The organism is Indibacter alkaliphilus LW1 (assembly GCF_000295935.2).
GTDB lineage: Bacteria > Bacteroidota > Bacteroidia > Cytophagales > Cyclobacteriaceae > Indibacter > Indibacter alkaliphilus.
The window spans coordinates 54,246-66,472 of record NZ_ALWO02000025.1; the positions used below are offsets into that span (position 1 = coordinate 54,246).

Sequence of the window (12,227 nt, forward strand, 5' to 3'; positions counted from 1 at the left end):
AATTTCTCATTTTTTTGTTAGCTACCATATGAGTTTGGACTATATGATATTTGAGCCGATTAAAAACATTATTCGGCTCACTGGAATCAATAAAAAACTAAAAACCAATCCAATCCCTGAGAAATTCCTTTCAACAAACTGGTATTAAAATAAACCCTACCTTTGTCCTGAAAACCGATTGATCATGAACTTTTCAGACCTGGGCTTATCTCCCGACATCTTACAAGCCATCCAAAAAGCAAATTACGAAAAACCTTATCCCATACAGGTGGAAGCCATTCCAGCCATTTTGCAAAAAAGGGATTTGCTGGGCCTGGCACAGACTGGATCCGGCAAAACAGCCGCTTACATCCTTCCCATACTGGAGGAATTGCAGAAATCCTCCATCCACAAAAGCAGATCAGTCCCTGTCCTGATCATAGTACCTACAAGGGAACTCGCAGCCCAGGTAGAGGAAGTCATCCGGATGTTCGGTAAGTTTTTACCTAGAAAAGTAAAAAGCAACGCGGTCTTTGGTGGAGTATCCATCAATCCCCAAATGATCAAACTCAACGGTACGGACATCTTAGTGGCTACACCTGGCAGGCTTCTGGATCTGATTGCTAGAAACGCCATTTCCATCTCCGATCTGAAAACCCTTGTATTGGATGAAGCTGATAAAGTGCTCAATCTCGGGTTCAAGGCAGAGTTGGATGAAATCCTCTCCCGCCTACCTAAGAAAAGACAAAACCTGCTCTTTTCTGCCACTATGGAAGACTCGGTAGGCCAATTGATTGATAGACTGCTACAGAATCCGGTAAAAATTGAAGTCAAACCGGAAGAAATCACACCTGAACTCATCAACCAAACTGCCTACTTGGTAGCCCAAGAGAAAAAGGGACCGCTTTTGAGGCATTTGATACAGGAGGGAGATTGGAAGCAGGTATTGGTCTTTGCTTCCTCTATCCGAACAGCTGATAACCTGACAGCAAAGCTGAATAAAAACGGCATACAGGCCATGGCTTTCCATGGTGACAAAAGTCAGGGAGCCAGGACAGAGGCCTTGAAGCAATTCAAAGGAGGAACACTTCGTGTACTTGTTGCAACAGATCTTGCGGCAAGAGGGATAGACATACAATTTTTGCCCCATGTAGTCAATTTCGAACTCCCAAGATCACCCAAGGATTACATCCACCGGATAGGAAGAACTGGCAGGGCGGGAGCTTCAGGGGAAGCCATTTCCCTGATTACTGAAGAAGATAGACACCATTGGAAAGTAATCCAAAAGAAAATGAAGCGCTGGGTAGAACTGGTAGATACGGACAACCTGGATTTTTGAAAAAATCAATTCTGCAAAAGCAGGTGGTATCGGGTTCCTTTCAATTCACCGGTTTTATAAAGCACTCCCATCTCTACCAAATCTTGCAAATCTCTCGTTGCAGTTGCTCTACTGGCAGAAGTGATGGTGACATAATTTTTTAAGCTTAGCCCACCTTTAAAACCATCTGGCCCTTCCTTAAACATCCTATTCAGGAGCTTGGCCTGCCTTGGATTCAATCTACCTTCAACTTTTTGGAATAGTTTTGATTTAATAACAATAAATTCAACAAGAGACATACTTCTCTTTTGTGCTAACAGTACTGTTTCTGTAAAATATTCCAACCAACCTGTTATTTCAAGGCTTTGATTGTTTCTTGCAAGAGCTTCATAATAGTCTTTCCTGTACTTTTCTATAGTATGGGATAAAGCAATTAAGCTTGGTCTTCCAAGCCCTTCTGAAAGGGCCTTCTCTGCAATGGCCCTACCTATTCTCCCGTTCCCATCTTCCAAAGGGTGAATAGATACAAAATAGAGGTGGGCGATTCCAGCCCTAATGATAGGGTGTAAAGGCACTGAGCCTTTTGGAGATGTAGCCTCAAACCAACCCAAAAACCTGTTCATTTCATTCCTTACTAATTCGGAAGGAGGAGCCTCAAAATGCACAACTGGCCTTCCTATAGGACCTGAAACCACCTGCATGGCTTCGGAACCACTCCTATATGAACCAATGTTTTTAAGGTCTCTTCTTCCGTTACAAAGCATTCTATGCCAGGTAAAAATAACTTCATGACTCAAAGGTTCATCAATAGAACGATATAAACTCCCCATCATTTCTGAAATACCATATTCAGCAGCGGAGGGTCGCCTTGCATCTTCTTGCAGACCAAATTGTCTCCGAATAGATGACTGAATACTCTCTCTATTAAAAAATTCACCTTCTATTTCTGATGTCTTTAATGCTTCATCAGTTAGCAGCTCAAATTTCAACTCAAGCTGATCTGTAGGAGAAATGTGTTTCATTATACCTAGTAGTTGGCCAGCATTATGAAAAAAATCATCCAATGAATCCGATAACGAAGTGACTTCGAATACAAAGTCTGGCCAGTTCTTTTTTTGCCAATTCCAGCTCATGAGTTATAAATGAGTATTTTATAACTCAAAAATAAGCAATATTTGAGTTATAAATCAAAAAATATAAATCAGAGATCAGGATGAGACCTTTATCCTGATGAAACTGACCTCATCGTCCACATTTTCAAAAATCCAGATCATCCCGTCCTTTACAAAATGAAAATTCGGACTTTTGGTCAACTGTGGCACCTTGATTTCATGCAGGACCTCAAACTCCTTGTTCATAATCACCAAATAGGTTTCTGCTGAAGGAGCTGCCTGGTCCTCATTCCCTTTCTCTTTGTAAGCAAATCTATAAAAAACTTCATTTCATTCAAGTACCCGCTGCAAAGGACTGAGCAGGCACTTCTTTTACCGACTGTTTTGATTCCTTCTGAATCAGCCATACAGTCATGAGGAAAGAAAGCAGCAAAAATGCCAATACAGTATATCCAGCTCCCGGGATCAAAGCATCCAGACCAAACCAGCCTCCCGTCCAATAAAACAAGCCAAAGCCCATCGTCAACCTCAGCACTTCCGCAGGAATGGATATTTTAGACTTATCCATCAGACTGGTGTAGGCAAAAATAGACACCATCATAAAGACCGCATACAGCATTACTTCCAGGTATTGGAAATTGACAAAACTGATCAAAACATGGAACACCATTCCAAATGCCACAATCATTTGTACCCAAGACCAGACCAAGAGCTGCCTGGAAGGCTTGCTGTCATATTTGACCTGATCGAAGGCATTTTTCCAATATGCCCAAGGATACCTTTCTGCTACATCGGAAGGCCTCCATCCGGTAGGCATAAACCAGATCCTGAGCTTGTCCCACCAGCTTTTGGTTCTCCAGGCATCCTGTATCAAGGCCCAAAAATGCACATAATTGATGATCAGGGGATTCCATGTATTAACAGGTTTTTTCACCCCATAGACAGGTGGCTCTTCCTCCCGTTCTTCCTGAAAAGTGCCAAAAATCTTGTCCCAAAAAATAAAAATCTGCCCAAGATTTTTATCCAGATATATGTCATTGATGGCATGGTGCACCCGGTGATGTGAAGGTGTCACGATGATGTGTTCCAAAAAGCCCATTTTATCGATAAGACGGGTATGGTACCAAAACTGAGCGAAAAGATGTATAGGCGCTATGATGGCCACAACTTCCGCAGGTATTCCCAAAAATGCCATGGGGATATAGAGAAAAAAATAAATCCCGATAATGGCCGAAATGGATTGCCTCAGAGCACAACTTAAATTAAATTCCTCCGAACTGTGATGCACGATATGCCTGTTCCAGAATGCATTCACTTTATGGTCGAATCTATGGCTCCAATATCCGACAAAGTCTATTCCTATAAAGGCCAGCACATATACCAAGAAAGTACTTTTAATGTCAAACAGTGCAACTTTATCCACCAACCAAGCATAAGATACTATGGCTATGGATAAGCCCATCAGGTTTTTCAGGGTGTTGGTCATTCCCGAACTGAGAGAGGAGATGGTGTCCATGCCTCTATTGACCTGCTTTTTCATTTTGCGCGCAGCAAATTCTTCAATAATGATCAGGAGAAGAAAAAACGGTATTGCAAAGGATAGGGCTTTGGCGTAGAGTTCCATTGGGTTTATATACTTGTTAATCAGATAACAAATTAAGGCAGATCCAGTTCAAATTCAAGTTTTTGAATAAGTTCATAAAAAAGGAGGGATAAAAAATAACATGGTTAACAATTCCCTCCCTTGGCTCCGTAAAATTTTGCAGTGCAAAAGTTATTAAATCACCCATTGTAAAATTACACATTATAAAAACACCAAAACATCCCCTGTACAGGGTATTTTTATTGGTTCTTTCCAGCAATTTAAGCTGGTTTTTAGTCAATCTTCCTTCCCCGAACCTTTAAAATGATCCTCTTTATCAGCAAAAAGAACATTGAAAGTGGTCAAAGAACCATAGATTCTTGTAATATATTGCTGGAGATGTATCCTTTCCTCATCATCTAGTTTAGGGTGGTTATTGATGTTTTGCTCAAGTACTCTAAGCTTTTCCCTTACCATCACGATTTTATGAAAGAAGGTTTTAATTGAGATTTCCTTATTGCTCAATTCAGAATTGAAGGGATTGAAAACAAGTGTTCCATTGATCCATTTATGGGCCATGCTAAGCTTGGGAGCTTCTTCTTTGGCTTGTACCTTACGAAGAACACTTTCCATTGCTTTTTCAATGTCCATAATAGTAATGGGTTGATATTCCGCCTCTTTTTTCTCTACCAATTCAAAATTAGGAAAGTCTCTTGCTATGGTTTTCACCTCAGCAATAAAATTGAAATAGATTTTATAGTAAGACAAGTCTACCTCTACAATCACTCCCTTTCCAAATTTGGGATGTCTGATCTGACTCCCGATTCCTAAATCCATTGTTGCCATATTTAGTCACTTTTACAGTCTGCCAAAATAGCAATCTCTTTTAAACAAAACCCTTTTTTTATGTATATTCTTAGACTCAATTAGACCATTTGAAGGAATTATCATGCCAATCGAAAATAACAACAATATTTCCCCTCCATGGAATGATATTTGTTAAAAAATATAAAATAAATTAATTTAAGACTTTTTCGAAATTTTATTCTGAAAAGCAGCGTAAAATAATTAATCTAAATATCAACAAAACCAAAAACATTATGCAAGCCTCAAAGCTTCTCATTAAATATGGTGGGAATGCAATGATCAATGCCTCTTTGCAACAACAAATTGCAGAAGTAATCTACAAATTAAAAAGCCAAGGCCACCAGGTATCTGTGGTACATGGAGGAGGTCCTTTTATCAACCAATCTTTAGACAGTGCTGGGATCCAATCGGAGTTTATCCTTGGACAACGAAAAACCAGTCCTGAAGCCATGCAAGAGATTCAAAAAACACTTATTGGTGAAGTCAATGCCAATCTGGTCTCTGCCTTTTGTAATGCAGGTTCAGAAGCCATAGGAATCTCAGGTCTTGATGCAGGAATGGTCCAGGTCAAAACAAAAAACTAAGCTTTAGCCTTCCTGAAGGTGGCACTGAAATTACAGACTTGGGACGGGTCGGCGAAATAGAAAATATCAAGCCCAGGTTATTGGAAAATTTGATGAATGCTGATTTCGTACCTGTCATGGCTTGTATCGCCAGAGATAAGGAGGGAAACAGCATGAATGTCAATGCAGATGACTTTGCAGGTGCAATAGCTGCAGCCATTCAGGCTGACTTTTATATCTCGCTTACAGATGTAGACGGACTTTATGCCAATTATCCTGATCCGAAATCAATCCTCAGTGAAGTCAAATTGGATACATTAGCCTCCCTGTACGGGCAGGTAATTCAAGGAGGCATGATTCCTAAAATCCAATCTTGTGAAAAAGCACTGAAAAACGGGGTGAAAAATGTACTCATCCTTAATGGAACCCAACCTTCCCAATTGGATGATTTCTTTCAGAAAGGAATCAAATCAGGAACAACACTAACTCACTAAACCATGGAAAATAAAGATTTACATATCAAAGATCAGCAGTTCTATTTACCAACTTTCAAAAGGATTCCTTTGACCTTTATCAAAGGCATTGGATCCAGACTTTGGGATGTAGAAAATAAGGAGTACATAGATCTCCTTGCCGGAATTGCTGTAAACAATGTAGGACATTGCCACCCGAAAGTAGTCAAAGCCATACAAGAACAGGCTGCAGACCTCATGCACATTTCCAACTTTTTTGTAAGCCCACCTCAGGTAGCTTTAGCTGAACTGCTGGTCAACCTTTCGGGCTTAGAGCGGGTATTTTTTACCAACAGTGGCGCTGAATCTGTTGAAGGAGCCATTAAGATTGCCAGAAGGTATGCCCACAGCAAAGGAAGAGGCGGAAAAATCATCTCCATGCACAATTCATTTCATGGCAGAACACTAGCCACCATAGCTACAGGTCAGCCCAAATACCAAGAAGGATTTGGCCCAATGCCAAAAGGCTTTATTCAGGTTCCTTTCAATGATTTTGCAGCTATTGAAAAAGAAATCACTGAAGACGTGGCCGCTGTTATTTTGGAGCCTATTCAGGGAGAAGGAGGTATCAGACCGGCCGATCCGGAATATCTCAAAGCGGTGAAATCACTTTGCGAAAAAAATGATATTGTACTGATATTTGACGAAATTCAATCTGGAATAGCCAGAACTGGTGAATGGTTTGCCAAAGATATCTATGGTATACAGCCAGACATCATGACTTTGGCGAAAGGATTGGGAGGTGGTATGCCCATAGGTGCGTTTATGTGTAATGAAAAAATAGCTTCTGCCATCCAATTTGGAGATCATGGTACTACATTCGGCGGCAATCCACTTGCAACTGCGGCTGCTTTGGCTACCCTCCAGGTAATCGTGGAAGAAAATCTGATTCAGGCTGCCAAGTCCAAAGGTAAGTGGCTCAAAGAACAGCTTTCGACTTTAAAAGAACAAACAGGCTTGATCCATGAAGTAAGAGGTGAAGGATTGATGCTTGGTGTAGAATTGCAGATTCCAGCTGCCGAGCTGGTTCAAAGACTCCTTAAAGCAGGCTTCATAGCCAATGCTACAGCAGGAAATGTTTTACGCTTAGTACCGCCTCTGAACATTCCGGATGAGGATTTGGAAAAATTCATCGAAGTCCTAAGAGTAGAAATCAAAAAACTTGAAATCGAACAAAAATGAAAACTTCAAAATATAAAGTAGCCATCGTAGGTGCTTCGGGATTCACTGGGTCTGAACTGACCCGTTTACTGGCCGGACATCCAGATATCGAGATAGCTCATATCACTTCTGAAAGCCATGCCGGGAAGGCATTTTCGGAACTTCACCCTCAGTTTTTTCAAATAGTGGATCTTCCACTTGAAAAAGCCACTGTCATCGATGATGCAGAGCTGGATGTTATTTTCCTAGCCTTGCCCCATGGAGTTTCTATGGATTTTGTAAAAAGGTGGAAAAACAAAAACGCAAAAATCATCGACCTTTCAGGAGATTTTCGGTTGAGCAGCCCCAAGATATATGAGTCCTGGTATGGAAAAGACCATACATTTGAGGAAGGTTTTGGATCAGCAGTTTATGGATTACCGGAACTGAAAGCTGAAGAAGTCAAAGAAAGTAATCTGATCGCCAATCCAGGTTGCTATCCTACAGCATCTATTCTTAGTGTGGCACCCTTATTTGCAGCTGACCTGATAGAAGAAGGCAGCTTGATCATTGATGCCAAGTCAGGTTTGACCGGCGCTGGGATCAAGGCAAGTGCTACCACCCACTTTTCCAATGTCAATGACAATTTCAAAGCCTACGGAGTTGGCGTACACAGACATACTGTTGAAATAGAAGAACAGCTTTCTAATTTGTCAGGAGGCAAAGTAAGGGTGCAGTTCACACCGCACCTTATTCCGGCTGATAGAGGGATTTTGGTGACAGCCTATGCCAAACCCAGGCAAGAAATGGATTCTCACAAGCTAGTTGAAATTTATCAGGATTTTTACCGGGATAAACCTTTTGTAAGGGTAAGGAAAAATGTACCAAGCATCAAAGATGTTAGAGGAAGTCACTATTGTGATGTGTTTCCATTTTGGGACAAAAGAACCGAAAGAATTATCAGCATAGCAGTCATAGACAACCTGCTCAAGGGTGCTGCCTCAGAAGCAGTACATAATATGAACCTGATGCTTGGACTAAATGAACAATCAGGCCTAAACCAAATCCCATTAAGACCTTAAAATCATGAGTATGATCAAAAATATTACCAATGTCAGAGGCATCAAATGTTGGGGTGCCCACACAGGAGTCAAGTCCATGAGGAGAGACCTGGCTATCATCTATTCTGAGGTACCGGCGGCGGCGGCGGCGGTTTTCACTCAAAATAAAGTCAGAGCTGAACCTGTTGAGATCAGCGAGCGAAATATAAAAGGGAACAACAAAGCCCAGGTCATTGTATGCAATGCGGGTAATGCCAACGCCTGTACAGGAGAACAAGGCCGTCTGGGTGCTGAAGCCATGGTTAAGACCACAGCCCGTTTGCTTAATATCCCGGAAGAGGATGTTATTGTCGCTTCTACAGGACTTATCGGAGAACCGTTTCCTACGGAGGATGTAGTCCGTGGCATAGAGGAGAATATTCCAAAGCTTTCGGACAATACCAAGGCGGGTTCTTTCGTGGCCAACGCAATTTTAACAACAGATACTTTTGCCAAGGAAGGATTTGTGGAATTTGAGCATGATGGAGTCAATATCCACATGGGAGGAATCGCCAAAGGTTCGGGTATGATACATCCCAATATGGCGACCATGTTGAGTTTTATTGTCACAGACATTGCCATTGATGAAAAATTGCTTGATAAAGCTTTGAGGTATTGTGTAGACAGAACCTTCAATATGATCACGGTAGATGGGGATACTTCTACCAATGATATGGTCGCCATCATGGCCAATGGCTTGGCCGAAAATAAGAAAATAGAAAAAGAGTCCGACCCCGGATATATCCTTTTCAGAGATAAGCTTCAGGAAATCCTCACCCATTTGGCCAAACTGATCGTTTCCGATGGAGAGGGTGCTTCCAAGTTTATTGAATATAAAGTAAGCAAAGCCCGTTCAGAGGAGGTTGCGAGAAAACTGGTCAGGGCTATCTCAGACTCTACTTTGGTCAAGACCGCGATGTTTGGAAGAGATCCCAATTGGGGAAGAATCATAGCAGCCTGTGGCAACGCAGGCGTAAACTTCAATTACAGCAAGGTCAATCTTTTTGTGGGTGATAAAGACAAAATTGTACAGGTACTGGAAAAAGGCCAACCTGTTGATTTTGATAAGAATTTTGTCAAAAAGCTTCTCCGTGATTCGCAGATACGCGTACACTTGGAACTGAATACCGGGCATGAAACCGGTATAGGTTGGGGTACAGACCTTACCACTGATTATGTCATGTTCAATTCGGTGTACACGACTTAATGGAGTGAACCTTTGGGGTCTTTAAGACCCCGAAGGTTTTTTTATCCACCGCATAAATGCGATGGAAATTAATAGTGAACTTGATTGTTTAATCCAACCTTCACAGAAGGACTAACCCAAAACAATTTCCACTATCTTTAGATAGTGGCCAAACCTGCAAACCGAACAACCCCGACTTTAGTCGAAAATCATTTCGGCTAAAGCCTATAAACTTGAGCACCAAGCTTTAACCACCGCATAAATGCGATGGAAATTAATAGTGAACCTGATTGTTTAATCCAACCTTCACAGAAGGACTGACCCAAACCAATTTCCACTACATTCAGATAGTGTCCATAGCTGTAAACCCAGTCACTGCCTCGGTCTGTGTCCTCACAGACCGAAATAACACTTGTTTTGATCGTTGTACAATATTCTGTAAAGCCGCATAACTTTGGGTTGTTAAGTTTTGGCTTGTATGATGTTCTGTGAAGACACAGAACATGGGGTTGCGGTTGTAGGCTAATGGATATTTCCGTTCGTGAAGACACAAACGTAGGCGGTTAAGGTGGAGGATATGTCCATTCGTGAAGACACGAACGGTGGCGGTAAAATTTCCCTTTGTGAAAACACGAAAGACAGCTCTAGGATTGACATAAACAGCCGCACACTATGAATTTTTCATTTTAATCTAGGAAAGCAACTAAGATTCAATTATTTTGATAAAAATATCTACAACGTTTTTTAATGATCCGATTGATTAGAAATCTTCTTTTAAGTAATCCTGCTAAAACGGTATTTAAAAAATTATTGTATTTCTTTTTGCTGGGATTTACCTCCTGCATAGACCCTTTTAGGGTGGATGTTGATGAGGGAAGCAGTATACTAAGTATGGAAGGTTACATTACTACTGCTCCAGGCCCACACCAAATTAAACTGACCCGAACCGCCACATATGGTGATGTATTTCGGGATTTTATCAGACCGGAAACTCAGGCAAATGTAGCGATAAGAGAAAATGAAACCGGATTGGTAGTATTCCTAAATGAAACCCAAAGAGGAGTATATGAAACACCTCAGGATTTCAGCGCAAAATTTGGTCATCGATATTCCCTGCTTATCACCACAAGCGAAGGCAAAGAGTACACCTCTTTTCCTTCTTTAGTCAATGATGTCCCCCAATTGGACTCCCTTTCATACCTTACCATTACCATCCCAACCAGAGACAGGCTAAACCCTCGATCCGGAATTCAATTGATTGCTCATTTTCAGGATCCCCCTGATGAATTAAACTACTACTTTTGGAACATCAAAAACCCTATTTCCACTGTTGAAACCTTCCCTGAATTTTATAGACCGCCAAGGTCTTTACCTACAGACCCCTATCAACCTAAAGACTGTTGTAAATATTGTAATATACCTGGTTACTCAGTGTCCAGGGCACTTTTCTTAGCGGATGATGTTAATTTCAACGGACTCCCTACCAGTCAAATCGCAGGATATGTTGAAGATGACGGATTTCGCCTTTCATTCAAGTACAGGTTTTTATTTGAGCAGTTGGCCATTTCGAGTGAAACTTTTAGGTACCTAAACCTGATCAACCAGCAAATGACATTATCCGGAGGGGTATTTGACCTTCCTCCTGCCAATATCAGGGGAAATATTGTCAATATTTCCAATCCTGACGAAACTGTCTTGGGTCATTTCTTCGCAGCTGGGGTATCTTCCAAACAGGTTACGCTGGAAGGGGCAAAGTTAAACCTCCTGCAAATCCAGAGAGCTTTTAATGATGATTGCCGTGAATTGCCAAACTCGGTAGAATCAGAGGATTGGTTCCAGTATTAACCCTCCGCTTAAATGCGATGGAAACTGTAGCATGGCCGAAGGTACAAAGAATGAAATAATTAGGGTGACAAACCCAAGTGCAAATCGACTCGAAAAAACCTTTCAATGAAACCCTCACCTTCAAAGTACAATAAGCCCAAACCAATTTCCACTATCTTTAGATAGTGGCCAAACCTGCAAACCGAACAACCCCGACTTTAGTCGAAAATAAACGGATAAGTTGTGCCAATCTTTATGACTTAACTCAACATTTCCGTAATTTTTTTACAAAAAAGCAACATGCCGTTTCTAAGTATTTACATTCATATTGTTTGGACAACAAAAAACTTTACCCCACTACTTCCAGACAAAATCTCAAGGGAAAAGCTCAAACATCATATTTTGACTAACGCCAAATCAAAAAGTATATTTATAAACCAACTAGCTATTCAAAAGGATCATTGTCACTGCCTTTTATCTCTTTCTCATGATCAAAACATATCCAAAATAGTCCAGCTTTTAAAAGGTGAATCATCCCGTTGGCTGAATTCTGAACAGTTATTAGCTCACAAGTTCGAGTGGCAGAAAGAGTACTATGCTGTTTCGGTTTCCTTATCTCATAAGGAGAGAGTGATGGAGTATATAAAAAACCAAGATGAGCATCACAGGAAAAAAACATTTAGCGAAGAGTACGAGAATTTCACAAGAAAGTACGGATTCAAAAAATTAGATGACTAAATGATTTTCGGCTAAAGCCCCCAGACCTCAAGCTCCAAGATTAAACCACCGCATAAATGCGATGGAAATTAATGGTGACCCTGGTTGGTTAATCCAACCTTCCTAGGAGGACTAACTCAAAATAATTTCCACTATCTTTAAATAGTGGCCAAACCTGCAAACCGAACAACCCCGACTTTAGTCGAAAATCATTTCGGCTAAAGCCTATAACACTGAGCACCAAGATTAAACCACCGCATAAATGCGATGGAAATTAATAGTGAACTTGATTGTATAATCCAACCTTTGGATCTGCTACATTTGATT

The 12,227-nt window shown here is 41.0% G+C and carries 11 protein-coding genes and 1 pseudogene; 8 read left to right on the forward strand and 4 right to left on the reverse strand.

All coding sequences use genetic code 11. From position 1 onward, the window contains the following. Positions 1–184: 184 nt before the first annotated feature. Positions 185–1,318 carry a DEAD/DEAH box helicase gene (locus A33Q_RS07050; RefSeq protein WP_009035607.1) on the forward strand — a complete coding sequence of 378 codons (1,134 nt, stop codon included), beginning with the start codon at positions 185–187 and terminating at the stop codon, positions 1,316–1,318. Positions 1,319–1,323: 5 nt separating this feature from the next. Here the strand turns inward: A33Q_RS07050 and A33Q_RS07055 are convergent, their stop codons facing one another. The 4 genes and pseudogenes from A33Q_RS07055 to A33Q_RS07070 all read right to left on the reverse strand — a co-directional run bounded on the left by A33Q_RS07055 (position 1,324) and on the right by A33Q_RS07070 (position 4,828). Then, a complete protein-coding gene (locus A33Q_RS07055) occupies positions 1,324–2,430 on the reverse strand; it encodes a Fic family protein (protein WP_009035608.1) in 1,107 nt (368 codons plus the stop codon). A gap of 75 nt (positions 2,431–2,505) precedes the next feature. After that, a pseudogene (locus A33Q_RS22355) lies at positions 2,506–2,727 on the reverse strand (DUF4221 family protein); the annotation flags it as partial. A gap of 16 nt (positions 2,728–2,743) precedes the next feature. Further along, complete coding sequence (locus A33Q_RS07060; RefSeq protein ID WP_009035610.1) at positions 2,744–4,033, reverse strand: sterol desaturase family protein; 1,290 nt, start codon at positions 4,031–4,033, stop codon at positions 2,744–2,746. A gap of 255 nt (positions 4,034–4,288) precedes the next feature. Continuing rightward, positions 4,289–4,828 carry a hypothetical protein gene (locus A33Q_RS07070; protein WP_016254844.1) on the reverse strand — a complete coding sequence of 180 codons (540 nt, stop codon included), beginning with the start codon at positions 4,826–4,828 and terminating at the stop codon, positions 4,289–4,291. A 263-nt stretch (positions 4,829–5,091) separates the two neighbouring features. Between A33Q_RS07070 and A33Q_RS22465 the strand changes: the two genes are divergently transcribed. The 7 genes from A33Q_RS22465 (at position 5,092) to tnpA (ending at position 11,921) form a co-directional block, all read left to right on the forward strand. Next, positions 5,092–5,442, forward strand: coding sequence for an amino acid kinase family protein (locus A33Q_RS22465; protein ID WP_016254845.1), 351 nt, complete (start codon positions 5,092–5,094; stop codon positions 5,440–5,442). 80 nt (positions 5,443–5,522) lie between these two features. After that, a complete protein-coding gene (locus tag A33Q_RS22470; protein ID WP_262489357.1) occupies positions 5,523–5,915 on the forward strand; it encodes an amino acid kinase family protein in 393 nt (130 codons plus the stop codon). A 3-nt stretch (positions 5,916–5,918) separates the two neighbouring features. Then, positions 5,919–7,115 carry an acetylornithine transaminase gene (locus A33Q_RS07080; protein WP_009035613.1) on the forward strand — a complete coding sequence of 399 codons (1,197 nt, stop codon included), beginning with the start codon at positions 5,919–5,921 and terminating at the stop codon, positions 7,113–7,115. Then, on the forward strand, positions 7,112–8,155 hold the full coding sequence (gene argC / locus A33Q_RS07085) for an N-acetyl-gamma-glutamyl-phosphate reductase (protein WP_009035614.1): 1,044 nt from the start codon (positions 7,112–7,114) through the stop codon (positions 8,153–8,155). The genes A33Q_RS07080 and argC overlap by 4 nt, the downstream gene beginning before the upstream one ends. 10 nt (positions 8,156–8,165) lie before the next feature. Continuing rightward, positions 8,166–9,380 (forward strand): bifunctional glutamate N-acetyltransferase/amino-acid acetyltransferase ArgJ, encoded by a 1,215-nt coding sequence (gene argJ / locus A33Q_RS07090; RefSeq protein WP_016254847.1) that lies wholly within the window; start codon positions 8,166–8,168, stop codon positions 9,378–9,380. A 726-nt stretch (positions 9,381–10,106) separates the two neighbouring features. After that, positions 10,107–11,204: a DUF4249 domain-containing protein gene (locus A33Q_RS07095; RefSeq protein ID WP_009035616.1), complete on the forward strand. Its 1,098-nt coding sequence runs from the start codon at positions 10,107–10,109 to the stop codon at positions 11,202–11,204. Positions 11,205–11,483: 279 nt separating this feature from the next. After that, positions 11,484–11,921 (forward strand): IS200/IS605 family transposase, encoded by a 438-nt coding sequence (tnpA, locus tag A33Q_RS07100; protein WP_009035617.1) that lies wholly within the window; start codon positions 11,484–11,486, stop codon positions 11,919–11,921. The last annotated feature ends 306 nt before the right edge of the window (positions 11,922–12,227 follow it).

Coding starts and splice junctions, on each gene's coding strand:
- A33Q_RS07095 (WP_009035616.1), top strand. CDS start 10,107: ATGATCCGATTGATTAGAAATCTTCTTTTAAGTAATCCTGCTAAAACG.
- A33Q_RS07070 (WP_016254844.1), bottom strand. CDS start 4,828: ATGGATTTAGGAATCGGGAGTCAGATCAGACATCCCAAATTTGGAAAG.
- argC (WP_009035614.1), top strand. CDS start 7,112: ATGAAAACTTCAAAATATAAAGTAGCCATCGTAGGTGCTTCGGGATTC.
- argJ (WP_016254847.1), top strand. CDS start 8,166: ATGATCAAAAATATTACCAATGTCAGAGGCATCAAATGTTGGGGTGCC.
- A33Q_RS07050 (WP_009035607.1), top strand. CDS start 185: ATGAACTTTTCAGACCTGGGCTTATCTCCCGACATCTTACAAGCCATC.
- A33Q_RS07055 (WP_009035608.1), bottom strand. CDS start 2,430: ATGAGCTGGAATTGGCAAAAAAAGAACTGGCCAGACTTTGTATTCGAA.
- tnpA (WP_009035617.1), top strand. CDS start 11,484: ATGCCGTTTCTAAGTATTTACATTCATATTGTTTGGACAACAAAAAAC.
- A33Q_RS07060 (WP_009035610.1), bottom strand. CDS start 4,033: ATGGAACTCTACGCCAAAGCCCTATCCTTTGCAATACCGTTTTTTCTT.
- A33Q_RS07080 (WP_009035613.1), top strand. CDS start 5,919: ATGGAAAATAAAGATTTACATATCAAAGATCAGCAGTTCTATTTACCA.
- A33Q_RS22465 (WP_016254845.1), top strand. CDS start 5,092: ATGCAAGCCTCAAAGCTTCTCATTAAATATGGTGGGAATGCAATGATC.